The following is a 24,859-nucleotide window of genomic DNA, read 5'->3' as shown; positions in this document are numbered from 1 at the left end:
ATCCGCGGTCACTTTCCGTGTTTCTCTCCGCTCTTGCGGACCCAATCTCGCCCGATCGGCGCGAAGACGTTTTCGCGACGTCCTGGTGACGGCCTGCTGCCACGCTTTCCGAGGGTTCGGAGTGGGAGGAGCTGTCCCATGCCACCGCCACCGACGGCTCGCGCGAAGCTGCCCGCGGTGACGACGACGGCACCGGCTACGACGCCGGCCACGGCGCCCGTGGCGCTGAAGGAACGTCCGCCGCAGCGGAAACCGGCGGGGCTGCCGCCGTCGAACGCCGCGGCGCTCGCCGCGTTGCGCGCGGGCGACAAGAAGCCGCTGGCCGACCCGTCGCAGAAGCAGTCGCAGGACAAGGTCGGCAACGGCGCGGTGGCGGCGGGCCTGGCACGGGGCCCGGGGTCCGACCCGAAGTTCGCCGTGCTGAAGAAGGACATCGCGCACAAGAAGCGCACGGTCGCGGCGTCCCACCCGCCGGCCGGCAAGGAAGCGACGTCGGCGCAGGACGCCTCCGTGCCGCCCAAGGACGACGAGGTGGCACAGGGCAAGACCGCCAACGCCGAGAAGATGAACGACGCCAAGCCGAAGGAGTTCGACAAGGAAGCGTTCATCAAGGCCGTCGAGCAGGCCATCGCGGAGAAGGCGCCGAAGAACCTGGAGCAGGCGGACGAGTTCGCCGACTCCGGCAAGCCCGCCGAGATCAAGGCCGAAGTGCAGGGAAAGGTCGGCGAGGGGAAATCGGACTCGGCCCAGCAGATCGCCGACACGACCGCCGCTCCCCCGGACACCTCGGCCGCCGTCCCCAAGCAGGTCGTCCCGATGGCGGACGACCGCCCGCCCGGCACGCCGGCCACGCCCGACCCGGCGAAGGCGGCCCCGGACAAGCTGCCGCCGTCGGCGACGGACCTGTCGGCGGGCCCGGCCAAGGTCGACCAGGAGATGGCCGACAACCAGGTCACCGAAAAGCAGCTGGGCACCGATCCGGCGTTCACCCCGGCCCTGAAGGACAAGAAGGCCGCGGAGAAGCATTCGGAGGCGACGCCGCCGGAGCTCCGCAAGAACGAGTCGCAGCAGCTGCGCCGGACCACCGCGCAGGCCCAGCACTTCGGCGCCGCCGCGATGGGCGCGATCGCCGGCCAGCGGGTGCGCACCGGCCGGCAGGTCGGCAGTGGCAAGAAGACCGCGAAGTCGTCCGACGAGGACAAGCGGGCGCAGGTGACGGCCACCCTGCAAAAGGTCTTCGACACGATGAAAACCGACGTCGAGGGCATCCTCACCGGACTGGACAAGCTCGTCGACGAGCAGTTCACCAAGGGCGAGAAGGAAGCGCGCGACGCGTTCACCGCCGAACACCGGCGCAAGATGGACGAGTACAAGGACAAGCGCTACAGCGGCGCGTGGGGCCTGATCAAGTGGGGCCACGACAAGCTGTTCGGCCTGCCCGAAGAAGCGAACCGGATCTTCGTCGAGGCGCGCGACAACTACGTCAAGCGGATGCGCGGCGTCATCTCGGCCGTCGCGGACACGATCGGCCGGGAGCTGACGCGGGCGAAGCAGCGCATCGCCACAGGCCGCACGGAGTTGCAGAAAGCCGTCGACAGCCTCCCGAAGGACCTCAAGGCCCTGGGCAAGCAGGCGGCCGCCGGGTTCGCCGACAAGTTCGACGAGCTGACGCAGTCGGTCGACGACAAGAGCACCGAACTGGTCGACACGCTGGCCACGAAGTACACCGACGCGGTCAAGGCGGTCGACGACGAGATCGCCGCGGAGAAGGAGAAGAACAACGGGCTGGTCGACAAGGCCCTGGACGGCATCAAGGGCGTCATCAAGACGATCCTGGACCTGAAGGACCTGCTGCTGGGGGTGCTGGCGAAGGCGGCGCAGGCGGTGATGGGCATCCTGCGCGACCCGATCGGCTTCCTGGGCAACCTGATCTCGGCGGTCGGCGGCGGGCTCAAGCAGTTCAAGAACAACGCGCTGATGCACCTGCAGCAAGGGGTGCTTTCGTGGCTCCTCGGCACGGCGGCGACGGCGGGCATCACGCTGCCGACGACCTTCGACGTCATCGGCATCCTGCTGATGATCACGAGCCTGCTCGGCTTGACGTGGGCGAACCTGCGCGCCCGCCTGGCCCGCAAGCTGCCGAAGGAAGCAATGACGGCCATCGAGGTCGGCGAACACGCGCTGCCGCTGGTGCTGGAGGTCCGCAAACGCGGAATCCGCGCACTGTGGGACGACCTCAAGACCCGGGTCGGCGACCTGAAGCAGAACCTGATCGACAACCTGGTGTCGTTCCTGCTGCCGACGATCGTCATCGCCGGCATCACTTGGATCATTTCCCTGTTCAACCCGGCATCGGCGTTCATCCGCGCCTGCAAGATGATCATCGACATCGTCAAGTTCATCGTGACGAACGGCCGCCAGATCCTGGAGTTCGTCAACACGGTCCTGGACGCGGTGATCTCCATCGCCAAGGGCGGCGGCGGTGGCGTGGCCGGCCTGGTCGAGAAGTCACTGGCGCGGTCGATCCCGGTGCTGATCGGCGCGTTGGCGGCGTTGCTGGGCGTTGGCGGGATCGCGGGGAAGGTCAAGGAGGTCTTCCAGAAGCTCGCTCGGCCGGTGAACAAGGCCATTGATTGGGTGATCGACAAGATCGTCGGGCTGGCCAAGAAGGTCTGGGCCAAGGTCAAGGCGCTTGCGAAGAAGCTCAAGGACAGGTTCGGCAAGAAGAAGCCGAAGGACAAGAAGCCCGGTGACAAGGACGACTCAGCCGCCAAGTTCGCGCCGGAGCAGACGAGCCTGTCGATGACTGGCGAGAGCCACGCCCTCATCGCGACACCCGACGAAGGTGTGGACATCGCGAGTGCCCGGCTGAAGGTGTCCGTCAAGGCGGGTCGCGTGATCAAGAGACTGCAAGCGAGAAAGCGAAAGGACCCGAAGGAGACGGAGAAGATCACCGACCTCAAGGCCATCGTGCGGACCGCGAAGAGGGTCGAGAAACTCGTCGAGAATGCAGAAAAGCAGAAGGGCAAGAAAGCCAAGAGACTCCTCGACTACCCGGGCTTCCCCGACGCCTTCCGCGACCTGAAGGAGAAGATCGTCAAGTACGGCAGCGACTACGGCGTCAAGGATCTCGTCGAAGGCGATCTGGGCGACCAAGTCAAGATCGAGAAGGAGATCCGAGCCGCCATCGTGTCCGTGGCCAGGCACCACGACAAGGCCGGCCGGTACGAGGACGTCGTCGGTGAAGTGGCCAAGCAGGTGAACAGCGAAGAGAAGATCGCGAAGTACACGTCCTTCCACACCACGCCTCCGGAGTGGCGCGGCAAGGACCTGATCGAAGGCGCGACCTACCTCGTCGTCGGGGAATACGCGAGGGACTCCGGTCGTACGTACCGCATTCTGGTCGGCGACCAGAACCTCGTGGGTGAGGAAGCGAAGAGGGCCTTCGCCGAGTTGGTGCGGGTCACCGCGGCGGCAGGCAAGCTCTCGGCAACCCTGTTGAAGGCGGAAATGAGCCCGGGGATGATCGAAGCCGGCAAGCACCGGCCGGACCTGCGTACGCGGTTCATCGGGATGGCGGTGGAAAAGTACGTCGCCAGGACGGTCTCGCACCCTGACATCAAGCGACTCGGTGCGAGCCGGCCGGGAGAGAGTGTTCCTGACTTCCTGATCAAGGACGGCAAGCGAGCCATCCCCGTGGACGTCACCGGCTCCAGCATCACCTCTACGATGGAGCACCTGCAACGAGCGTACGTCAGCCGGGAGGCACAGATCGTCGCGTACCGTCCCATCCCGGCCCGTACCGTCGATGCCGTGTTCACCTGACCGCCGGAAAGGACTCGGTGTGCCCACCAGACTGGTTGACGAGCGTTTCGAAGATCTCCGCGCCGACGATTCCGGCCGGCCCATCGAAGACTTCGAGCTCGACCGCTGCACGTTCGTCGCTTCGACGCTGGCCCAGCGGACCGATTGGACGCCCAGTCTCGTCGTCCGTGGCGTCAGGGCGACCAGGTGCACGCTGGACAACTGCCTGGCGGTCGGAATCCGGTTCGAGGACGTCACCATCGACAACCTCGTCACCAAAGGCGGCCTGACGCACCTGAGCGGCTGCGTCTTCTCCCACGTCACGTTCAAGGGCAAGGCGGGTGCGATCATGGTCAGCAGGCCCGTTCCTCGGCCCGGCGAAGCCGAAGTCGGCCCCGAGGCCGATCGGGCCTTGGTCGACGCCTACAAGTCGGTCGACTGGGCACTGGACATCGCGGACGCCGATTTCGTGGACGTCAGCTTGGACTACGTACCGGGCGAACTGGTCAGGCGGAACCCGGAAACGCAGTTCCTCCTGCGCCGCGAGCATCGGGCGGAACTGGACCGCCGCTCCGTCCCCGATGGGGCGCAAAGCGTCTTCAGCCGGTTCGACATCAGCCCGTTCGACTCGATGGTGGTGGTGGCCCCCAAGAGATCGAAGCGGTTTCAGCGGCTGAAGGAACTCTTCGACGGACTTCGTGAGGCCGGCTTGGCCGAGTAAGCGCCAGGGCTCAACAACCCGGGCAAGCGGCCTTGTGGGGCACCGCCATCGGCACCACCCGCAGCGCCGCCCCGGCGATCGCCGCGTTGCCCACTCGGTCCTGGCCCGCCGCCAACGTCGACGCCAAATGCGAAGGCACCGTCTTCGAAGACCCGTCCATGGCCGTCTTGGCCGCTTGGGCGTTGCCGATCACCGCCGGGACCAGCACTAGCTTCTTCTTGCCCCGGTCCGCCGCCGCAGCGGTGCTCAGCTCGTGGGCGGTGACCGGAACCGCGGGCTTGGTCTGCGGTGGCATCAGCTCGTGCATCACGCACTCCCGTTGTCGGTCAGGAGTTCAGCATACCGGCCCAGCTCGGCCGGGCGGAACAAGCGCGCTTCGCGCTGGAACTGGCGGGACACTCCCCGGACCACGTGGCGCATGGCGATCGCCGCGCTGCCCGCGTCGGCCGCCGACAGTGCTGCCGTGCGGGCTGCCGACGTGATGCCCGCGCCCGTCATGTCCAAGCGGCACAACACGTCCACGTCCACGTCCGCCGCCAGCGGTGCTTCCGGGGGGAACGCCAGCTCCCACAGGCGACGGCGTTCGGGTACGCCCGGGCGCGGGAAGTGGACCACGAAGTGGAAGCGCCGGGTGAACGCCGGGTCGATGTTCTCCTTGAGGTTGCTCGTCAAGATGATCAGCCCGTCGCTCGCTTCCAGGCGCTGCAACAAATAACCCACTTCCAGGTTCGCGTAGCGGTCCGTGCCGTGCTTGACCTCGCCGCGCTTGCCGAACAGGGCGTCCGCCTCGTCGAACAGCAGTACCGCGTGGCTGTCCTCCGCCTGCTGGAACACCGCCTCCATGTTCTTCTCCGTCTCCCCCACCCACTTCGACACCACCTGCGCGAGGTCCACCTTCAGCAGCTCGAGCCCCAGGATCCCGGTGACGACCTCCGCCGACATCGTCTTGCCCGTGCCCGGCTCGCCCGTGAACAGCGCCTTCACCCCGCCGGTCGCCGACTTCGCCGCGAAACCCCACGACTCCGCGATGCGCGGCCACGCGCGGAACGCCGACGCGATCTCCGTGATCTGGCCCATCTGGGCCTCCGGCAGCACCAGGTCCGCCAGGCCGCGGCGCGGGATGATCGACCGGACGGCGCCGCTCGTGCGACCGCGGGTCACCGTCGCGATCGCCGGCTCCACGTGGGCCGTGATCGGGTGGCCGTTGCCGGACAGGCGCGCGTCCGCGTCGGCGACCGACGCCACCGCGCGCAGTTCGCCGCCGCTCATGCGGTAGCGGGCCGCCAGGTCCGTCAGCACCGCCTCGTCCAGCACCGGGAACGCCGACGACCACATCGCGCGGCGCTCCGGGAAACCCGGCGCCGGGATCGTCAGCTCGCCGTACGTGCGCGCGGCCAGCAGGCCCGGCGGGCGCCACGGCGTCACGCCCGTCAGGCACAGCGGTACCCCCGAGCGCACCAGCGCCTCGTCCGGGTGCGGGCCGAGACCTTCGGTCCGCACCCACAGGATCGCGTCCAGCGCGGCCGCCGTGCGCAGGTCCGCCGCGACGTCCGCGGTCCGGTGACGCAGGGGTTTGCCGGCCGCGGCGGCCAGGGCCCGCGCCGCGTCGATCTGGCTGTCGGCGGGGCAGCCCCACAGGCCGACCACGTCGACGTCACCGGCGGCCAGCGCGCGGCCGAGCGACGTCAGCCGCCGCGACCCGAGGTACGGCGACGCCACCGGACGCTCCGGCCGCGTGACCTCGCCCGGGTCGTGGCCGAGGATGCCGACGTCGCCGCCCCAGCCGAGGAGGTACTCGAACACCCCCGGGCCGAGCGCCAGCTCCTGGGCCAGCTCGGACGGCGCGTCGCCGAACGCCCGCAGCAGGCCGTAGCGGCGCAGCCGGCCCGCGGTCCCCAGCGCACGACGCAGCGCCAGGCGGTCCGGCGGTGTCTCCCCGATCACCGTCACCAGCAGTTCCACGCACGGCGCCCGCCGGTTGAGGTTGTCCACGACGTAGGCGTAGACGCGCTCGTAGCCCGGGTCCAGCTCCGGCGCGGCCACCAGCAGCAGCGCGTCCTGCTCGACCCGCGCCAGGCCGTACCGGGTCGCGAGGGCGTCCAGCGGCAGCGTTACGCCACGCGACGCCGCCAGGCGACGCAGGTGCAGCTCGGCCTCCGGCTCCGGACGCGGGGGCGACGGCGGCTCGGTCATCGCCTCCGCGAACGCGTCGACGCGGTCCAGCAGCCCGTCCACCTGCTCGTCCGTCACGCAGAACGGCGTCAGGTCCGGACGCGTCAGCAGCGCCGCGGCCTCGGACTGGCGGGCGACGGCCGTCCGCAGCGCCAGGTGCAGCTCCGCCAGGCGCACCCGGAGGTGCTCCACCGCCACTCCGCTCACGTCAGCCCCCCGCGAAGATCAGGGTCCGGCCGCCCAGCCAGACCACGTCCGGCACGTCGGCGAGCAGGCCGCCCCGCGCGAGGTCCGCGTGCCGGCGGCCCAGCGGGAGCTTCACGCGCACCGCGTCGCGGGTGAACCGGACCGTGCCCTCCAGGTCGGCGAACCTCGTCAGCGCCGGCATCGGGGACTCCCCCTCCCACAGCTGCCAGGCGATCATGCCCAGGCCGAGGGACGCCGCCAGCGCGACACTGCGCTCCAGCGCGCGGTCGCCGGCCAGGGGCGCGGCCCGCCGCTCGACGAACAGCGCGCGCACCAGTTCGTCCAGCCCGCCGGCGGCGAGGTGCGCGGCCAGCCGGGGTTCCACGCCACCGGTCGTCCACAGTGGAGTCCGCCAGCGCAGCCGGGTCAGCGGATCGTCGCGCACCGGACGCACGTCGGTGAGGAACCGGACGCCCGCCTCGGCCAGGTCCCGCAGGCACGTCGGCGGGAGCGGGCTGTCGCGGACCAGCACCGGGGGCCGCCCGCACGCGATCCAGTGCGGCAGCAGACCGTCCACTGTGGCCGCCCACGCGACCGGGAACAGGCCCTCGGCGTCGACCAGCAGCAGGCCGTCGTCGACGCCGGTGACCAGGAGCGGGTCGGCGGGGTCGTGGCCGCGGCAGAGCGACAGCGCGAGCACGCCGTCCAGCACCGGCAACGCGGGGCGGACCCGCCGCGCGAAGCCGGTCAGGTCCGGTACCGACGCACACCCGGCGAACGCCGCGGCCGAGGCGTCGTCCTCCGGAGTTCGCCGCCAGCCCCGCCGTGGCGCACCGAGCACCTGGTACGCCAGGGCGGCGGCGAACAGCGGGGCTTCCTCGAGCAGGTCCACTCCGGACAGTGCCGGGCCGAGCGCGTCCAGGTAGCCGGTTCTCGCCAGCGGACCGGCCAGCAGGAACGGCAGCACCGAGCTGACCTTCGTCTCCCCAGCCGCCGTCGGGACAGCGGTCACCACCTCCGCGCGGACGACCTCGGCGACCGCGTCCGAGGACCGCACCAGCTCGGCGATCTCCGCGCGGGTTTCGGGCGGCCGCGCGAGGGACCGGCGGCGAGCCAGTTCCGCCGCCAGCACGGTCGCCGGCCCGCTCGGCACCTCGGCAGCGGCCGGACCACCACCGACCGCACCGGGCGGTTCGAAGCCGTCGGAGACCAGCAGCGCGGAGAGATAGCGAACCAGGGTTTCCTCGGGCAGCAAGGAGAGCAACGCGGCCAGCTCGTCCCGCGCGGCCAGTTCCGCGACCAACACGGCGAACGTCGGCGGTTCGGTCTCCGGACCACTGTGGACGGTTGCGGGCACCTCGTCGGCGGGATCCGGCGAGGCGGACGAGGCCGGACCGGGCGGCGGGACCGCGACCGGCACCGGAACCGACCCGGGCGCGAGACCACCGGTGACGGCTTCGAAGACGAGACCGTCCGGCACCAGCACCCGGCCCCCGCGCGCCGACAGCCGGACCGACAGCCGCACCGGCTCGGTGACCTCGACGTCCGGGCCGTCGCCGGTGACGTACTCGTCGAACTCCGCGGCCAGCAGGTCCGGCAGCGCGTCGAGCACCCGCTGGACGAGCCCCCGTGGGTCCGGACCCCAGCTCCAGCCGCCGCGCCGGACCACCCGCACCACGCAGCGGTGCACGGTGATCTCGCCGACGGCGCTCACGGCGTCTTGACCTCCGTCAGCCGGCCCGCGCGGCCCGCCACCAGCACCAGCACGGCGTGCGCGCCCGGGCCCACCGTGACCGGGAGCGCCACGTGGTCGTTGTCCTTGGTGATGGTCCCGCGCAGGGGCAGCGTGTCCGTGCCGTCGGAGACCAGCGCGAACACCGCGGTGTCCTGCGCCGGCTTCTCCGGCAGCTTGACGACCAGCCCGGTCGCGTCGATCTTGAGCGGCTCGGTCACCTTCGCCAGCTTCACCAGCGTGGGTTTCGGCTGCTGGTTCGGCTGCAGCGCGACACCGTAGGTCAACGGCTCCACGAACACCGCCGGCTGGTCGTCGGCTTCGTGCACCGCCAGCTCCCCGCCCGGCAGGGCCAGGGTCGCGACCTCGCCCGTGCTGAGCGGCAGCCGCACCGGCAGCGCGTCGCCGACCAGCGCGGCCGCCGCCGGCACCGGGACGTCGATCGCCTTCACCGCACCCACCAGGGTGCCGGTGCTCGACTCGTACACCGCGAAAAGGCCCATTTCAGCCACCCCCGCTCGTCGCCGCGACCGTGGCCAGGACCAGGAAGTCGACCGACCCGGGTTCTTCGGTGACCGCCGCCGGGGTCGCGGCGGGGTCGTAGAACCGCAGCCGGCACCGGACCCGCCGCTGATCGTCCACAGTGGCCTCGGCCGGCACGGTCAGTCCCTTGTCCGAGGGCGGGATCCGCGGTGTCACATACACGTGCAACGACACGCGGCCGTCGGCGACCTCTTCGGGCGTCACCCCGGACGGCAGCGGCAGCACCATGCCGTCGGTCGCGCTGCCCGACGTCGCCAGCACGCTGCCCGCCGAGATCTGACCGGAGAAACTGCCCGCGATGGTGAGGTTCCCGTTGGCCTCCACGGTCATCAGCGGGTCGACTTCGCCGGTGCCCTTGTACAGCCCGTAGACCAGCGTCGGCGCGTCCGATCCGGACAGCACCAGCGCGGGCTTCCCTTCCCCCACCGCGGGCTGGGTCCGCAGCGCGAGCGTGCCCGACCGGGCCGACACGGTGTCCGCGCGCACCCCGGCGAACCGCGGCGCGACCCCCCGGGCCGTCGGGAACACCGCGGTGAAGTGGCCCGCGGTCCACTGGACGAAACCCAGCAGCACCAGCCACTGGACCGGCGGGGCGGCCGGCGCGGCGTTCACGGCGGGCGGCTGCTGGTCGGCCACCAGCCGCTCGTCGCCGAGCCGCTTGAAGAGGATCTGGTAGGACTCCTCCACCCGCGTGGGCCCGGCCGAGCTCGCGCACGACGTCGGCCCGGTCGCCGGCTGCGCCCGGTCGGCGGCGGTGAGGAACACCGGGTACGGCTCGGTCGTCGGCCGGTCGGCGCCGTTGACGGCCTCGAAGTCCGCCTCCGACAGCACGACCGCCGCCGGCACCACGATCTCCCGGCCGGTCCCGTCGACCGCCAGCCCGGCCTGGACGCTCACCTCGACGAACCGGGCGTTCGTCGCCGGGTCGGTGCGGTTCTCGGTCGTCAGGCCGAGCCCGTCGGCGATGCCCCAGTCGTGCGCGAGGCGCGCGTGCCGGACGGCCGTCGCGCGGGCGTAGGCGACGGTCGCCGCCAGGTCCGCGGCGGCGAGCACCTGCCCTTCGCGGAACTCCGGGCGCAGGGGTCCGGTCACGACGTCTCACCCGACCGCGGCTTGCGGGCGGTGCTGCCGGACCGGCTCGTCGACGACCGGGTCCGCCGGGCCGGCGGCTTCGCATCCTCTTCCTCCCCGGACTCCGGTTCCGGCGCATTCTCCAGCTCCGAAAGCCGGTCGGACAGCCGTTCCGGCAGCTCGTCGCGCACCTCCGAGACCTGCTGCCGGGCGGTGTCCAGCTGCCCCCGCAAGGCCTCCACGGTCGCGACGAGGTCGCTCAGCTGACCGCGCAGGGCGTTGAGCTCCTGCAGGCTGTCGGTCACTTCGGCGGGCACGGTGTACACCTGCTCGCGCACGGGCTTCGGCACGGTCTCCCCCGGCGCCGGGGTCACCAGCAGCGTCCACATCTGCTCCAGCGGGCCGCTGCGCCGCCACTCTTCGAGTAGTTCGGGCACGTACGGGCGCGGGATTGGGCCCGACGCGGGCACGTTCGGGGGCTTGTACACCGGTGTCGGCTGGCAGCACACCTGCTCGGCGAAGTGCCGCAGCTGGTAGAGCTTCGGCAGCCACTCGCCGTAGGCCGAGCCGCCCGGCAGTACCTGCTCCCGCGTCGCCGAGCAGACCCGCACGACGTCGCAGCCGTCCAGCTCCAGGTGCGCGAGCAGCACGTCCTCGTCGGAGCAGTCGACGCACGGCGGGTTCAGCGTCGAGCACGCCGCGTCCGTGACGAACCGGCGCACGGCCGTGGTCAGCTTCCCGGCCGCGTCCGCGAGCAGCCCCAGGTCGGCGATCGCCAGGTGCTGCGCCGGATCCGGCTCGGGGACCGGCAGCGGCTGCGGGACGGCGACCTTGCGGACGTCGTCGTGGAGCAGGCAGTCCGCGACGCCGGCGACCCGGTCCAGCCGGCCGAGCAGCCAGTCCCGGATCCGCACGAGGTCGGCCCGGAACTCCGCCTCCAGCACGTTGTTCAGCGGGGTGCCCTGGGCCAGCAGGCGGACTTCGAGGGGCGCGTCCGGATCGACGGTCGCGACCCGGCTCTTCGCCTCGGCCACGACGGACAGCGCGACCGACCGGTGCGCCGCCTCCGGCCACACGTCCTCGGCGTTCGTCCGGGCGAGCAGGTCGCAGGCCGAGCCGAGCACGCGTCGGGCGGCATCGACGTCACCCAGGTTGTGCTTGGTGCGGAGGTCCTCCTGCCCGGCGGCGTCGTAGGTGTCGTACCGGGCGACGGCACTGGCCAGCGCCCGCACGTACTCGGTCATCTGCCGGGCCGCCGGTGGCTGCGGCACACCCTCACCGCTCTGCTGCAGCAGCCGGAGGTTGTCGGCGTAGCGGACGGCGTCGGCGTTGGCGAACTCGATCGCCCTGGTGGACGCCGGGCCGGCGACGGACATCGGGTCCAGGTAGCGCTCGAGCCGCCCGCTCAGCAGCCGGACCTGCTCGAAGGTGTCCTTGTCGCCGATCTGCGCCAGGAGCTTGGTCGCCGGGTTGAACCGGTGGTCGTCGCCCGTGTCGCACTTGACGACGAACCGGAAGCCCTCCTGCACCCGCGACGGCACGCAGCCCGGCGTCGGGCACGGCTCTTCGGTGGCGAACGGCGCGACCGGGTCGGCCATGCTCTCCTCGTACCGCACGAAGAGGCCGAAGTGGCGCTGGTCGTCGTCGCACGGGTCGCCGCAGTGGACGCCCGGCGACGTCACGCGGAGCTCGCGCACGAGGGCCTGCACGTCGACCTTTTCCTTGCAGGACAGCACGATGTCGTTGCCGCAGCAGTCGAGCGCGTGTCCCGGGTGGACGAGCACCGTCCCACCCGGACAGGAGTCGCACGTGACTTCGAGTCCGCAGACGACACCCGGGCCGGACACCATCCGGTTGTGCAGCCGGTCCTTCCCGGCCACGTAGTCGGTCAGCAGGGTGAGGTCGTCCTCGGTGAGCAACTGGCCCGCGAAGAACCGCGGCCGGGCGAACGCGGCCGGGAAGGCCGACGTCCCGCCGCACCCGCACCCGCAGTCGGTGGTGGTCATGACCGCTCCTCGGTGACGAAGAACCAGCTCTCGAAGACGTCGCCGCCCGCGCCGGTGCCGGACGTCCACGGCCCGATTCCGGTCGGCGGCACCAGGCAGCCGGTCGGGTCGGGCTCGGGCTCGGGGTGGTGGTCGTGGCCCGATTCCGCGTCGGCCTCGGCGGTCGCCGCGCCGACGAAGGGCACCCGGCCGCCGACGTTGGTGCCGTCGACCGGACGGCAGCAGTGGTCGAGGATGAACGCCGCGCGGACCGTGATCAGCACACGGTCGCCGTCCTGCAGCGTCTCGCGGGTGGTCTGCCGGTACCGGAAGTGGTCGGTGAACTCGCCGTCCTCCGGCGTGGGTTCCTCGAACCGGCCGCCCATGTACCAGGTGTCGGCGTTGCGGCCGGCGCCGCCCTCGATCACCTGGATCTCCACGACGCCGCGGCGCAGGCTGTCGACGCGGACGCCGTCGGAGAAGTGGACCACGAGCCCGCCCCCGTCCTTTTGCGTGCCGAGCAGCTCCTTCGCCTCGTCCACTGTGTACGTGTGCCCGTGCCGCCAGTTGATCCCGGTGATCACGGTCGGCACGCGCCGGCCGAAGAAGCGGCGGACGTCCAGGTGGATCTGGTCCTCGCGGACCGGCTGGGCGAAGTCGACGTCGTCGATCCTGGCCAGCCACAGCACCTTGTGCTCGCAGGGCGTGCAGCAGGTCTCGCAGCGCTCGTCCTTCGGCGGTGTCTTGGTGGTGACGCGGACGCAGTAGGTCTCCTCGGTGTAGCCGAAGTCGCAGTCCGAGGTGTCCGCGCAGGCGGAGTTGAACACGGTCCGGGTCGGCTCGACCGCGCGCTCGGCGTACTCGACGCCGACCCACACCGTGCCGCCGGTGCGCTCGTCCTCGTGCAGGGCCTCCCACAGGTCGATCGCGCAGCCGCCCGGCACGACGATCTCGTTGCCGTCGCAGTCCACGCCGAGCCCGGCGGTGATGCGCACCTTCGCCTGGTGTTCCGCCTTCTCCTTGCCGTCCTCCGGTGGCGCGGGTTCGACGAACAGCCCGCACACCACGCCGTAGCCGAGCAGGCAGCGCATGCGCAGCTTCAGCTTCTCGCGGAAGTACTCCTGCTCGCGCTGGAAGTCGCGGGCGGTGAGCAACTGCCCGTGGAAGTACCGCAGCCGGCGGAAGGGCTGCTCCGGTGTCGTTGCCTCGGTCATCTCTCTTCTGTCCTCTCAAGACACTCGCGTGTGGACCCCGACCGCGGACACCACACCGGCGCTCACCCCGTGGCGGGCGCCCCGTGGTCCGGGCCTCAGTACTCCGTCGTGGTTCAGGCGCGCGCCGCCCACCACGGGCGGCGGGAGCGGGACGAACGCGGTGTCCACCCCGACCGTCGACCGCGTGCCGACCACGAACCCCGCCCCGCCGGTGCGCACCGTTCCCCTCGTGTGCGCGGGCGCCTGCCGCACCACCAGGCGCCGCACCGCGTCCTCGTCCGCGGCCCCGGCCGGCAGCAGGACCCGGAACCGGTGGGCGTGCTCGGTGAGGGGATCGGTGTCCGGGTCGCCGAACGCGCGCAGCGGCGTCGCGCCCAGCGTCGAGGTGTCCAGGCGCAGCCGGGACGACGAGCGGCCGAACAGCCGCACCGAGCCGAGGCCGCGGGCGGTCGCCGGCTTCGCGGCCGCGCGCACCTGCGCCCAGTGGCGGTCGCCGGCCAGTTCGTCGATCACCGGCTCGACCCCGAAGACGATCTCGACGGCCTCGGACAGCCCGCACGGCGTGCCGCGACGCCGGTACAGCCGGGGCGCGGCGGCGATCAGCTTCCGGCGCGTCCCGGCGTCCCACCCGGCTTCGAACGACAACCCCAGCAGCCCGGCCAGCCACGGCAGCGCCGCGTCCGGCACCCCGGCCGGGTCGAGCAGCGCCGGGTAGCGCTCGACGACCCGGTCGATCTCGGCCGTCGTGGCGTCGAACAGGGACAGGAACCGCTCGGTGAAGTCGTCGGCGGCCGGGTCCTGCCGGAACGCGGCGGGCAGCAGGTCCGCGCTGGTGGAGCGCGGGAAGTCGAGCCGGATCCGGTGCAGGACCGGCGTCGCGGCGGAGTCGCCGGACAGCCGCACGCGCACGGTGAGGTACCGGCCCGGCGGCTGGTCGACGAGGAAGTCCGTGACGCCCGCGGGCGCGGTCTGCCAGTCGCTTTCGGCGAACCTGCCGTCCTCGGACACCACAACCGCCACCGACACGGCCGTGCCCGGCGGTACGTCCGCGCTGACCCGCACGCGGTGCCACCGGCAGCGCGAGATGCCGCTGTCGACCAGGCCGGTGGTGAACTCCCCTTGCGGCACGTACTGGCCGGCCCCGGGCGCGGGCTCCTCGCGCGGCTGTCCGGTCCAGTCGTAGCACGTTGTCACCTCGCCCTCGGATCCCATCTCCCGCAGGCAGAAGCCGTCGTCGTCCGCGGCGACGAGGGTGCCCGAGGGCAGCGCCGCGGCCAGTTCGTCCACTGTGGACTCACGGAACCGGTGGTGGTCGCGGCGGTGGATGCGGAGCCGGCCGTGGTCCGCGGTGAGCAGCCAGATCGTGCGGCCGGGTCCGGTGCGGATCCCGATGATCTCGCCGTCGACGCCGGTCCGGACGACCTCGAGAAGCCGGCCGTCGGCGCCGTACCGCCGGAGCCGGTCGCGGGCGGCCACGAGCACCTGCTCGTCCTGGGCGAGCGCGACGACACCGGCGTGCCGGAGCCCGATCACGGCGGTCAGGTGATCGCCTTCGTTGCGCCACAAGAAGACCTTGCCGGAGCCGGCGACGGCGATCCGGTGTCCCCGGGCGGCCACGGCGACCGGCTCGTGCAGCAGCCGCGGGTCGCAGCCGGGCGGCCACAGCGGCGGCCAGCCGCCGTCGCAGGTGTTCCGGCGCAGCACCCGGTTCCCGGACAGCAGGTACCAGCCGCACGGCGCGCAGCCCGGGGCCAGGCGCGGGTCGGGGAACCACGGCAGCAGCTGGGTCCGCGTGGGCCCCGCCGGCGACGGGCCGTCGAAGGCCAGCCGGACGCCCGCCGGGTCGCCGAACCCGACGACGCCGGCCACCGCGGCCTGGTCCCACCCGACGACGTCGTCGAGCAGCCGGAAGGTGCCGGGGGTGGGGGTGCACGTCATGGGGACTCCTCCACCGGGATCAGCAGCGGCCGCTCCGGCCACACCAGGTCGTTCGGCGGGATCGCGTGGTCGGTGCACGGCGGCAGGCGCAGGCCGTCGACGGTGAGCGCGAGCCCGGACACCGCGAGCACGCCGTCGACGGCCAGGAGCCGCCGCACGAGCGCCGTGTGCCGCACCGCGCCGCCGAACGGCCAGCCGGCCCCGCTTTCCCCGCCCCGCACCGGGTCGAGGTACGTCGTCACCGCGTCGGACGCCCGCGCGAGCACGGCGGCGCGGTCCTGGCCGGCGTCGAGCAGGACCCGGGCCTCCACCGCCACCCGCCGGAACGCGACCGGGCCGGTGACGACCGTGATCCCGGCGGGCGCCACCTCACGGCCGAGGAAGTCGGCCACCGCACGCAGGGTCCCGGCGCTCGGCTCGGGCGGCTCGGTGGCGCCGTCCTCGATCGGCGGCACGACGAGGACTCCGACGACACCGGGGATGGGTGTGCCGGCGAAGTCCGGGTGCAGGCCGGGCACGCCGTTCGCGCGGGCGACCGACGCGCCCGGCGCACTCAGCGCCAGCAGGCCGTAGTCGGCGGGCGCGACGGCCCGGCCGCGGGACCGCAGCTCGCCGACGCCCCGGCGCATCACGTCGTCGTCCGGCTCGGCGTCGGTGCCGCCGGTCGCCGGGAACGGGTTGTTCACCCCGGTCACGAACGGCCGCGCGGTCACGACGCCGGTGATCGCGCCGGCCGCCACCGCGCCCGCCTTGCCGCCGCCGACGCGGTAGCGCACGGCTCGCACGGTGCGGAAGCCCGGTGGCACGGGCGCGCCGTGGACGCCGTCGCCGAAGGTGACCACGCCGGTGTCGTAGTCGACGACGAAGACGCGGTCGTCCGGGCCGTACGCGGCGAGGCTCGGCACCTCCTGCCACGGCGCCGCGTTCTCGCCCGCGGTCCCGAACAGGTCGACGCCCGGGTCGTCGTCGACCTCGATGTCGACGGTGCCCGCGAGGACCGGGACCTGGCTCAGCCTCAGCTGCCGCTGCTCGGCCGGGGTCGCGGCGTCCTGGATCGGTTCCAGGGGCTCGTCGAAGATCGTGTGGGCGGCGGTGGCGGCGACCGTGTTGAGCCGCAGGCCCGACACCAGGGGCGGCGCGACCGTGAAGATGCCCTGCGTGACCTGCAGGCGCAGCCACCGCAGTGCGGGGCCGGGCCGCCTGGTCGGCGGCTGGCCGGTCGCCCACGTCCGCGGCAGCCGCAGCTCGATGGTGCCGCTCGCGCGCAACCCGCCGGTCTCGTCCCGGACGACGTCGGCGGGCACGAAGCGGCCGCCGTCCAGCACGTCCCAGCGCAGCACCGGCTGCGGCGCCAGGGGAAGCGGGGTGAGGCCGCCGGCCGACGCGGGCGCCGGGGCCGCGACCGCGATCACGAATCCCAGCGACAGCGCCGGGAACGGGCCGGCGACGCCGTCGAGGCCCAGCCACAGCGCGTTGCCGGGCTGCGGCTCGGTGCCGAACGGCGCGAACGGGCGGCCCGGCCCGTTCGGCCCGAGCGGGACCGGCTCCAGCGCGCCGCCGCGCTGCACGGCGAGCACGCTCAGCGTGGCCGGCGTGGCGTAGAGGTCGTGGTCGGTTTCGTAGACGACCTGCTCGCCGACGCCGGACGCGGCCGCCTGGAACCCGGCCGGGACCAGCACGGACGCGCCGTCCGGCGGCTTCACGGTGAACTCCAGCAACGCGGCCGCCGCGGTGGCCGGGCGGCGGCGCACGCCCGCGGTGTTCAGGTGCTCGGCAAGGATCTTCTCCGGCAGCCGGTTCACCCGGGTGAGCACGGGCTCGACCTGGGTGCCGAACAGCCGCACGAGCGCGACGCCGGCGTCCTGCCGGTCGGGGTTGGTCCAGTCCGGGGTGTAGCCCGGGATGCGGTCGCGCACCGCGGCGCGGACGGCTTCCCGCGTCGCGTCGACGAGTTCGGGCTGCACACCGGACGGCCCCGGGCCGGGCACGATGTGGCCCTCCTGGCCCGAATCGCGCGCCCACCAGACGTCGCCGGTCACAGCAAGCCCTCCCCCGGTTCGACGACGGGCACGACGTGCGTGCGCACCTCGCGGACGACCGGCAGGTCGCCGGCGCGCAGGGGCACGTCGTCGCAGGTCTCCGCGGGGTCGGCGCCGTCGATGCCGATCGCGACGGCGGCGACGTCCGCCAGGTCGCCGAGCGCCTGCTGCGCGGCCCGCAGCAGCCCGGACGGTCGCAGTGCCTCGCCGAACGGCCACCCGGTCCCGTCCTCGCCGCCCACCAGCGGGTCGAGGAACCGGCGCAGTGCTTCACCGACCACAGTGGACACCTTGACGCGGTCGGCGGGGGCGCCGGCCAGGTCGACCCGCAGCCGGACGTCCCGGTAGGCCGGGACCTTCACGAACACCTCGGCCGTCAGCAGGCGGGTGCCGGCGAGCCGGCGCGCGACGGCGGCCAGCGCGCCCGGATCCGGTTGTGGTGCCGGGACGAAGTCGGGCGCGGCGAAGTCCGCGCGCGGCACGGCGGGGACGAGGTGGACGGTCACCGCGCCGGGCACCCGCGCGCACGGGAAGCCCGGGTGCTCGCCGACCGAGGCGTAGGCCCGTCCGACCGCGACGCCCGGGGTGGTCACCGCCAGGGTGACGTAGTCGCCGGGGGTGACCGCCCGGGTCACTTCGCCGAGTGCGCCCGCCGCACGGGCCCGGGCCTGGGCGACCGTCTCCGGATCGGCGCCGCCCTCGGCCTGGACCGGGTTCGCACCGCGCACGGGCAGGGCGTTGTCGACCGGCAGCCAGTTGTCGGTGAGGCCGCCGTTGCCGTCCTGCCCGCCGCCGATCGTGTAGTCGACGCGCAAGTCGCCGGACCGCGGCGGGATCCGGCCGGTGAGCCCGTCGCCGAACTCGAGCGCGCCTTCGTGGCGGTCGAGCAGGAAGACCCGGTCGCGGGAGGTGCCGAAGGTGAAGTCCACCGCGGACTTCCAGTCTTCGCCGGCCAGGTCCAGGGCGGCGGTCAGCAGCCGGTCGGCCGCGTCCGGCAGGACGAGCCGCTGGCCGGGCAGCTTCAGCCAGTCGCCGGTCTGGTCCGCCAGGCCGGTCACCGTCCGGCTCTCGACGTGCCGCGCGGCCGACACATTGACCGTCAGGCTCAGCAGCCGCGGCGCCGACGCGTAGGTGGCGGCCTTGGTGGACACCGTCAGCCCGCGGGCCGTCGTGGACCAGTCCTCCGGCGGGCGCAGGCGCACCACGCCGGAGCGCCGCAGCCCGCCGGTGCCGTCCTGGACCTGTTCGAACGGCCCGGAGGCGTCGCCGCTGGGCCGGAACCACGACCAGGTCAGCTCGGCCGGTGGCGCGACGGCCACGTCCGACGTCCACGACGGCGGCAGCGCCGAGTCGAGTTCGAAGAGCAGCGACAGCCAGCCGGACGCCGGGTGGGCACCGTCGAGCGGCAGCGTGAAGCGCGCCGACGCGGGCGCGCCGTCGCTGCCGAGCAAGGGAACCCCGCGGCGGGCGAGGAGATCCGCGGTGCGGTCGCGGTCGGTCACCACCGTGACCTCGCCCGTTACGGGGAAGACGGTGACGTCGTCGTCGAGGGTGAACCGGATCGCCGCGGCCGGGTCGCGTGCCAGGACCGTTCCCTGCGGAACCACGGTCGGCTCCGGCGAGCCGGTGGTCAGCGCGAGGACGGTCGCCGCCGGCTGCGCCGGGCGCGGCGGCTCCAGGTCGAGGAGCTTCAGGATCGCGACGACCAGTTCGTCCGGGGCCTGGTCCAGCCAGTAGAGCCGCTGTTCCAGCAGGTACGCGAACAGCTCCAGCAGCGTGATCCCGGGGTCCACGGGCGCGTGCAGCGTCCACGTACCGTCGGACTCCGCCGGGATGCGGCGGGTGACGGCCGCCATCAGGTCGGCCCACGTGAGGTCGTCGAGCTTCGGCACGGGCAGCGTCACGGCGTGCTCCCCGCCAGGCCGGCGGAGAACGGGAACACCAGGTTGGCCTTGGTGTTGGTGCGCCGGATGCGGTACGCGACGGAGACCGTGACGCGGGATTCGCCGGCCGGGTCGGCCTCGGCGAGCACGGAGTCCAGCTCCACCCGCGGCTCGAACTTCCGCACCGCGTCGGCGATCGAGCGTTCCAGCTCGCGCAGGTTCTGGACGCTGCCGGGCGCGAACACCGACTCGCTCACCGTGGTGCCGAGGTCCGGCCGCATCACGCGCTCGCCCGTCGCGGTGAGCAGCAGCGCGCGCAGGCAGTGCTCGATGCTGGTCTCGCCGACGGCGTAGGACAGCCGGCCGGCCTCGTCGGGCACGATCGGGAACCGCCAGCCGGTGCCGAGGAAGGGCTCGCTCACGTCGCCTTCACCTTCTTCGCGAGCACGGACGGCGGGAGCGGTGTCGCGGGACCGGTGACACCGCCCGGCGCGGGGTGGGTGTGCTGGACGAACGCCTGCAGCAACGCGTTGCCGAGCACGACCGGCTCGGTCGAGCCGCCACCGAGGTCGACGTCGCTCGCCTTGACCGTCACGGTCTTGGCCTCGACGGTGATCTCGCCGCTGTCCTTCAGCACCACCGTCGCGCCCGACGCGGTGCTGATGGTGATCTCCTTCTCCTTGTCGTCGAAGAGGATCCGGTGCCCGGCCTTGGTGCGGACGATCTTCTGGTCCCGGCCGTCGTCGTGCGCCGTCGGCGGTTTCTTCTTGCCGTTGTAGAGCCCGCCGAGCACGTACGGCTGCCGCATGTCGCCCTGGAAGAACGCGACCAGCACCTCGTCGCCGACCTCGGGCACGAACACCGAGCCGTAGCCGCCGCCGGCGTGCAGCTGGCTGACCCGGGCCCACGGGCTGATCGACGCGCCCTTGTCGAACCAGTAGTACTTCACCTTGACGCGGCCCTCGTCGTCGCCGTCGTTCTCCACGACCTCCGCGGGCGCGACGCCGTAGTAGCGCTGGTCGTACTGCATGGCGCGTGGCATCGCCGTCATTGCTTGTCCCCCTGGAAGATCTTCCGCCCGGTGAACGTCGTGAAGAAGCCGCTGGTGTTGAGGGCGTGCTCCACGCGCTTGACGAAGTAGGTGCCGGAGAACCGCTTGCCGAGCCCGAAGATCTCCAGGTTGTCACCCGGCCGCAGCTCCGGGAGCCCGGCCACCCGGCCGGTCGCGGTGATGAACTCGTAGGCCTTCTCCCGCAGCAGCGCGATGGCCAGCTCCTTGGCCTCCTCCTGGCTGAGCACCGGCGCGTCGACCACCACTTCCTGACGGCCGCCGGCCGCGGTTTCGGCCGCCTGCGGCCCGCTCTGCCCGTCGGCCGAGTTCTGCCCGCCGGGCAGGTCCTTCGCCGTCGCGACGTACTCGATCGGCTCGGCCTTGACCGGGTCCCAGCCGTGCACGGTGAGCTGGCTGACCTGGTTGGAGATCGTCATGGTCGGTGTGAAGTCGATGAGGTTGGGCACCAGCCCGGCCGGCTGCGCGGTGGGCCCGGTCGCCAGGCCCGGGGCGTAGGCGAGGCGGAACAGCCGGATCGGGCGGCTGTCGCGGCCGTCGGTCGGCTTGACGAAGTAGAGCGTCTGCGTGCTCGTCTCCGGGTCGGGCAGGATGTAGCAGTCGAAGTCGATCCGCTTGGCCCGCTCCATCAGGAACTGCGCGTCGGACTGGTTCTTCTGCACCACGAGGTCGTGCGGCGGGCCCTCGTGGGTCGTCTTGAACGCCAGGTGGTTGCGCCGCGCGATCTGCTCGGCGATCTCCCAGTCCGTCTTCCCGACGAAGTTCTTGTCCTCGTCCTTGGTGGGCTTGCGGTCCTTGAGCGCGAGCATCCCGTCGACCCCGGTGATGGAGACGGTCGGCGACGCGCCGTCCGGGAACTTCGGGGCCAGCGAGCTGATCGTGCCGGTGGCGACGGTGAACAGCTTGTCCGCGTAGCCCAGCCGGACGGAGACGAGCGTGCCGATCTGCAGCTGCGGCGAGTCGCTGTGCTTGAACTTCAGCGCGACGTCGTCCCAGTTGTTCAGCTCCAGGTCGAAACCGGACATCTCGTCGAGGTCGCGGTGCACCTTGAGGTCGATGATGTCGTTCTTGGTCGACGCGTCGGCCCGGAGGCCCGTGATGACGACCTCGAACTCGGGCGCGTACCGGTCGGGGTCGGCGATCTCGGGCCGGGTGCCCGCGGGCGCGGTCATCGCACTCCCCCTCTCACGGCAGCCGGGGCACGGTCAGCACCAGCCCCGGCCGCAGGTCGCGTGGATCGGTGATGCCGTTGGCGCGCGCCAGCTCCCGCCAGGCGTCCGGTCGCCGGTACACCGCGGCCGAGATGCGGTCCCAGGTGTCGCCGCGCCGGACGACGTAGCTCTTCTCGACCGTCGGCGACGTCCGCGGCGGGTCGAGGTCCTGCTCGCGCGCCGGCCGGTACTCCTTCAGGGTGAGGTCGAGCTGCGCGCGCAGCGGCACGCCGTTCTTGGCGAACAGCACGTAGTTGACGTCCAGCTTCTCCACCACGCCCCGGAACACCGTCCGGTCCCAGACGAACTTGACGATCGGCGGGGCGTGCAGGCTCTGCTGCGGCCGCATCAGCCGCCGGATGTTGTCCACATAGGACTTGCGGACGTCGGCGAGGGTGTCGGAGGTGTCCACCAGCGCCTGCACGGTCAGCGACTCGCTGCCGCCGCGGATGTACTGGATGGGCGGCGACTCCAGGCCGGGGATGGTGATCTCGGCGAAGGTGTTGCTCTTGCTCAGCTTGTAGTCCGTCGGGTTGAACTTCAGCGGGATCCGCTTCGGCACGCCCTGCGGGTTCGCGGGCTGCTCGATCTCCAGGTGCGCGTCGGCGCCCTGGCTCACCGCGGAGAACGGGGTGACGCTCATGCCGGGGCTCCCCCGCCGATCTTGCGGTCGTCGTCGCTGCGCTCCGCCCGGGCGCACTCCTGTTCGTAGAGCCGCGCCCACGCCTGGATGTGCTTGTTGAACAGGCTGGTGAACAGGGCGCCGTCGTCGCCTTCCACCTGGAACCGCACCTCGAGGTTGTGGATGATCAGGTTCTTGGGCACGCTGTGTCTCCTCAAAGCGCTGTCCTCTAGAGGACGGCCGTCAGGCCCTCGTGGGCGATTTCCAGTGACTCGACCGCGACCGCGCTCTGCTCGCCGTGCAGGTCCGGCCCGCTCCACCTGGCGGCCAGCCCGCCGTGGAAGATCCACGACTTCGCGGGCACGCCGGCGTCGTCGAGCATGATCACGGCGCCGTCGCGGCGGGCGCCGAGCGAATCGTGCAGGCCGGTCTCGTACCAGGACCACAGCAGGCGGTCGCGGACCACGCCGCGCTTGAGCGTGATCGGGTTCCACGAGTGGCGCAGCGGCAGCCGGTGCACGGTGTCGTTGCGGCCACCTTCGGCGTAGGTCACCACCTCCAGCTGCGCCCCGAGCCCGGTGACCTCCTGGAACGCGCCCGCGGCGACCACCGGCAGCAGCTGGGCCTGCGCCGGCGGCAGGTAGACGTCGGCCGCCGACAGCGTCACGACGAAGCGGAACTTCGGCAGGGGCTCGTTGAGGGCGAGCAGCTGCTCGACGGGCGTGGTCACTCCTCGATCACCTCCAGACCGCGGTCCTGGCCCAGCACGAGCCGGAGCCGGATGAACTCCATCGGTACGGCCGGTGCGACGTCGATCTCGCACACGACCTGCCCCGGGTCCTGCTCCGGCGGGTTGTTCGAGTCGTCGCACACCACCTGGAACGCGTCCTCCGGCCGGGTGCCGGCGAGCGCCCCGGTCCGGAACGCCTCCAGCAGGACCGAGGTGATCGCGCGGACCAGCGACAGCCGCAGCTCCGGCGAGTTCACCTCGAACACCAGGGGCGCGGCGGCCCGCCGGACGGCCCGCACCAGCAGGTGCAGCAGCCGGCGGTGGGCGACGTACACGCGGCGTGGGTCGGGCGACAGCGTCCGCCCGCCCCACACCACCAGGCCGCGGCCGCGCAGGCAGCGCACGAGGTCGACGTTCGCGTCGAACAGCCGCACCTGCTGGGCCTCCGGGTACTCGACCTCGAGGTCCACCGCGTCCAGCAGGGTGGCGTTCGCCGGGGTGACCGCGGCACCGCGCTCGGCGTCCAGCCGGGCGATGAGGCCCGCGACGTGCCCGGACGGCGGGATTGTCCGCAGCCCGGCGCCGTCGAGCGAAGGCGCCCGCAGCGGCGGGTGGTACACCGCCGCCGCGGCGAGCAGCGCCTCGTCGCCGAAGCCCGCCAGCGCGCCGGCCCAGGCCACCACGTCGTCCACTGTGGACTTTTCCGGCGGGACGTCCAGCAGCACCAGCCGGTCCAGCAGCGGTGCCACCGTGCCCAGCAGGTTCAGCACCAGCTCCGTGTGCTCGGTCCCGGTCAGGTCGGCGCCGAGGTCGGGCAGGGCCACCAGCGCCGGTTCCGGCAGCTCGGCCTGCGTGGTCACGGCCGACGCGTAGTCGTCGCGCCGCGGCGGGCTGTCCGTGCCCCCGGACAGCGTCAGCTCCCACGCCATCGAGAGCGGCGCGTCCGGCGGGATCGGCGCCGCCCCGGCCACCGGGACCACCCGGATCAGCCGGGACGCGGCGACGCGGCCGACCACCTCACCGGGGGCCATCCCGGCGAACGTCTCCGCCGGCTCGCCGGGCACGAGCACCCGCACGGTGACCGCCGGCGGGCCCGCGACGCTGCTGCCGCGGTACCGCACGCTCACCCGGCCGCCGTTCGCCCACGCGCCGGGACTCGCGGCCACCACGAGGAAGCCGTCCGTCCACAGTGCACTGGCCGGCGTGGCGGGCCCGGACACCCGCAGCACCCACGCGGTGCGGCCGTCGTTCTCGAAGAACCCGCGCAGCGCGTACGGCGTCGCCGACGTGCCGTCGGGCGGGCCGAACGCGCCGACGACGTCGTTCCAGCTCTCGACGCGGACGGGCGAGCCGACCGGTCCGCGCCGGGTGCGGCCGAGGAACACCGCCACGTCCGTGCGCAACGGCTCGTCGTCCGAAGCCGCACGGTCGAAGGTGAGGGATACGCCGGGAAGCGCCGCGCTGGTCATGTTCCTGCTTTCACGCGTCGATCAGGAGGCTCTCGACGGCCAGCACGAGGGTCTCCATGGCGATCTCGTTCTTGGTCGCGTTGAACGACGGGCCGGTGTACTTCGTCGGCCAGGCCCGGTCGAAGTTCCAGCGCATGACCTCCTGGCGGTTCTCGTCGAGCATGACGATCGAGCCGGACGTGCGCCGCACGCGGCCGTCGAGCGCTTCCTTCACCCAGTTCCAGAAACCGACGTGGCCGGTCACCCCGCGCTTGAACGTCAGCGCGCTCGGGAACTTCTTGAGCCCGACGAGCTTGCGGACCGTGATGTCCTCGCTGCCGGTGCGGTACTCGATCACGGGCAGCTCGACGTCGAGCCCGCTGGCCTCGGTGAACGACCCGCTCACCGCGACGCCGTCGTCGCTGACGTTGGTCACGATGACAAGGAAGTTATACGCGGCATAGGGATCGTCCCGCGTCACTGGTGGCATG

General features: G+C 72.4%; 20 protein-coding genes. 2 read left to right on the top strand and 18 right to left on the bottom strand.

The window, feature by feature from the left end:
- Positions 1-138: 138 nt before the first annotated feature.
- Together ACWEN0_RS22680 and ACWEN0_RS22675 are read left to right on the top strand one after the other, a co-directional pair.
- Positions 139-3,825 (top strand): phage tail protein, encoded by a 3,687-nt coding sequence (locus ACWEN0_RS22680; RefSeq protein ID WP_451976714.1) that lies wholly within the window; start codon positions 139-141, stop codon positions 3,823-3,825.
- Between the two features lie 19 nt (positions 3,826-3,844).
- Positions 3,845-4,525, top strand: a complete 681-nt coding sequence (locus ACWEN0_RS22675; RefSeq protein ID WP_451976711.1) for a hypothetical protein — start codon at positions 3,845-3,847, stop codon at positions 4,523-4,525.
- Positions 4,526-4,535: 10 nt separating this feature from the next.
- Here the strand turns inward: ACWEN0_RS22675 and ACWEN0_RS22670 are convergent, their stop codons facing one another.
- The 18 genes from ACWEN0_RS22670 to ACWEN0_RS22585 are packed head-to-tail and all read right to left on the bottom strand — an operon-like array spanning position 4,536 to position 24,858.
- Complete coding sequence (locus ACWEN0_RS22670) at positions 4,536-4,832, bottom strand: hypothetical protein (protein WP_451976708.1); 297 nt, start codon at positions 4,830-4,832, stop codon at positions 4,536-4,538.
- Positions 4,832-6,904 (bottom strand): ATP-binding protein, encoded by a 2,073-nt coding sequence (locus tag ACWEN0_RS22665; RefSeq protein ID WP_451976706.1) that lies wholly within the window; start codon positions 6,902-6,904, stop codon positions 4,832-4,834. The genes ACWEN0_RS22670 and ACWEN0_RS22665 overlap by 1 nt, the downstream gene beginning before the upstream one ends.
- Before the next feature lies 1 nt (position 6,905).
- Positions 6,906-8,597, bottom strand: a complete 1,692-nt coding sequence (locus tag ACWEN0_RS22660) for a hypothetical protein (RefSeq protein WP_451976703.1) — start codon at positions 8,595-8,597, stop codon at positions 6,906-6,908.
- Positions 8,594-9,118, bottom strand: coding sequence for a hypothetical protein (locus ACWEN0_RS22655; RefSeq protein WP_451976701.1), 525 nt, complete (start codon positions 9,116-9,118; stop codon positions 8,594-8,596). Before ACWEN0_RS22655 ends, ACWEN0_RS22660 begins: the two co-directional genes overlap by 4 nt.
- 1 nt (position 9,119) lies before the next feature.
- Positions 9,120-10,250: a hypothetical protein gene (locus ACWEN0_RS22650; RefSeq protein WP_451976698.1), complete on the bottom strand. Its 1,131-nt coding sequence runs from the start codon at positions 10,248-10,250 to the stop codon at positions 9,120-9,122.
- Positions 10,247-12,235, bottom strand: a complete 1,989-nt coding sequence (locus tag ACWEN0_RS22645) for a coiled-coil domain-containing protein (protein ID WP_451976695.1) — start codon at positions 12,233-12,235, stop codon at positions 10,247-10,249. The genes ACWEN0_RS22650 and ACWEN0_RS22645 overlap by 4 nt, the downstream gene beginning before the upstream one ends.
- On the bottom strand, positions 12,232-13,428 hold the full coding sequence (locus ACWEN0_RS22640) for a hypothetical protein (RefSeq protein ID WP_451976693.1): 1,197 nt from the start codon (positions 13,426-13,428) through the stop codon (positions 12,232-12,234). The genes ACWEN0_RS22645 and ACWEN0_RS22640 overlap by 4 nt, the downstream gene beginning before the upstream one ends.
- Positions 13,429-13,443: 15 nt before the next feature.
- Complete coding sequence (locus ACWEN0_RS22635; RefSeq protein ID WP_451976690.1) at positions 13,444-15,366, bottom strand: phage tail protein; 1,923 nt, start codon at positions 15,364-15,366, stop codon at positions 13,444-13,446.
- Positions 15,363-17,405 (bottom strand): putative baseplate assembly protein, encoded by a 2,043-nt coding sequence (locus ACWEN0_RS22630; RefSeq protein ID WP_451976687.1) that lies wholly within the window; start codon positions 17,403-17,405, stop codon positions 15,363-15,365. The genes ACWEN0_RS22635 and ACWEN0_RS22630 overlap by 4 nt, the downstream gene beginning before the upstream one ends.
- Positions 17,402-19,309 carry a hypothetical protein gene (locus ACWEN0_RS22625; protein ID WP_451976684.1) on the bottom strand — a complete coding sequence of 636 codons (1,908 nt, stop codon included), beginning with the start codon at positions 19,307-19,309 and terminating at the stop codon, positions 17,402-17,404. Before ACWEN0_RS22625 ends, ACWEN0_RS22630 begins: the two co-directional genes overlap by 4 nt.
- Positions 19,306-19,710, bottom strand: coding sequence for a GPW/gp25 family protein (locus ACWEN0_RS22620; protein ID WP_451976681.1), 405 nt, complete (start codon positions 19,708-19,710; stop codon positions 19,306-19,308). The genes ACWEN0_RS22625 and ACWEN0_RS22620 overlap by 4 nt, the downstream gene beginning before the upstream one ends.
- The gene (locus ACWEN0_RS22615; RefSeq protein ID WP_451976678.1) at positions 19,707-20,339 is read right to left on the bottom strand and encodes a phage baseplate assembly protein V; all 633 of its coding nucleotides are present in this window, start codon (positions 20,337-20,339) and stop codon (positions 19,707-19,709) included. Before ACWEN0_RS22615 ends, ACWEN0_RS22620 begins: the two co-directional genes overlap by 4 nt.
- A complete protein-coding gene (locus tag ACWEN0_RS22610; RefSeq protein WP_451976675.1) occupies positions 20,336-21,529 on the bottom strand; it encodes a phage late control D family protein in 1,194 nt (397 codons plus the stop codon). The genes ACWEN0_RS22615 and ACWEN0_RS22610 overlap by 4 nt, the downstream gene beginning before the upstream one ends.
- A gap of 13 nt (positions 21,530-21,542) precedes the next feature.
- The gene (locus tag ACWEN0_RS22605; RefSeq protein ID WP_451976672.1) at positions 21,543-22,211 is read right to left on the bottom strand and encodes a CIS tube protein; all 669 of its coding nucleotides are present in this window, start codon (positions 22,209-22,211) and stop codon (positions 21,543-21,545) included.
- The gene (locus ACWEN0_RS22600; protein ID WP_451976669.1) at positions 22,208-22,393 is read right to left on the bottom strand and encodes a putative phage tail protein; all 186 of its coding nucleotides are present in this window, start codon (positions 22,391-22,393) and stop codon (positions 22,208-22,210) included. Before ACWEN0_RS22600 ends, ACWEN0_RS22605 begins: the two co-directional genes overlap by 4 nt.
- A 26-nt stretch (positions 22,394-22,419) precedes the next feature.
- Positions 22,420-22,920, bottom strand: a complete 501-nt coding sequence (locus tag ACWEN0_RS22595) for a phage tail protein (protein WP_451976666.1) — start codon at positions 22,918-22,920, stop codon at positions 22,420-22,422.
- Positions 22,917-24,389: a phage tail sheath family protein gene (locus tag ACWEN0_RS22590; RefSeq protein WP_451976663.1), complete on the bottom strand. Its 1,473-nt coding sequence runs from the start codon at positions 24,387-24,389 to the stop codon at positions 22,917-22,919. Before ACWEN0_RS22590 ends, ACWEN0_RS22595 begins: the two co-directional genes overlap by 4 nt.
- A gap of 10 nt (positions 24,390-24,399) precedes the next feature.
- A complete protein-coding gene (locus ACWEN0_RS22585) occupies positions 24,400-24,858 on the bottom strand; it encodes a phage tail protein (protein ID WP_451976660.1) in 459 nt (152 codons plus the stop codon).
- Position 24,859: the final 1 nt, after the last annotated feature.

Source organism: Amycolatopsis sp. NPDC004378, from assembly GCF_053602455.1.
The sequence above is the reverse complement of the archived record's forward strand: the minus strand, read 5'-3'. Positions and strand labels throughout refer to the sequence as shown.

Excerpts from the sequence above, each read along its gene's own strand:
- ACWEN0_RS22615 (WP_451976678.1), bottom strand. The coding sequence starts at position 20,339 with ATGACGGCGATGCCACGCGCCATGCAGTACGACCAGCGCTACTACGGC.
- ACWEN0_RS22605 (WP_451976672.1), bottom strand. The coding sequence starts at position 22,211 with ATGAGCGTCACCCCGTTCTCCGCGGTGAGCCAGGGCGCCGACGCGCAC.
- ACWEN0_RS22610 (WP_451976675.1), bottom strand. The coding sequence starts at position 21,529 with ATGACCGCGCCCGCGGGCACCCGGCCCGAGATCGCCGACCCCGACCGG.
- ACWEN0_RS22645 (WP_451976695.1), bottom strand. The coding sequence starts at position 12,235 with ATGACCACCACCGACTGCGGGTGCGGGTGCGGCGGGACGTCGGCCTTC.
- ACWEN0_RS22590 (WP_451976663.1), bottom strand. The coding sequence starts at position 24,389 with ATGACCAGCGCGGCGCTTCCCGGCGTATCCCTCACCTTCGACCGTGCG.
- ACWEN0_RS22640 (WP_451976693.1), bottom strand. The coding sequence starts at position 13,428 with ATGACCGAGGCAACGACACCGGAGCAGCCCTTCCGCCGGCTGCGGTAC.
- ACWEN0_RS22635 (WP_451976690.1), bottom strand. The coding sequence starts at position 15,366 with ATGACGTGCACCCCCACCCCCGGCACCTTCCGGCTGCTCGACGACGTC.
- ACWEN0_RS22655 (WP_451976701.1), bottom strand. The coding sequence starts at position 9,118 with ATGGGCCTTTTCGCGGTGTACGAGTCGAGCACCGGCACCCTGGTGGGT.
- ACWEN0_RS22670 (WP_451976708.1), bottom strand. The coding sequence starts at position 4,832 with ATGCACGAGCTGATGCCACCGCAGACCAAGCCCGCGGTTCCGGTCACC.
- ACWEN0_RS22585 (WP_451976660.1), bottom strand. The coding sequence starts at position 24,858 with ATGCCACCAGTGACGCGGGACGATCCCTATGCCGCGTATAACTTCCTT.
- ACWEN0_RS22680 (WP_451976714.1), top strand. The coding sequence starts at position 139 with ATGCCACCGCCACCGACGGCTCGCGCGAAGCTGCCCGCGGTGACGACG.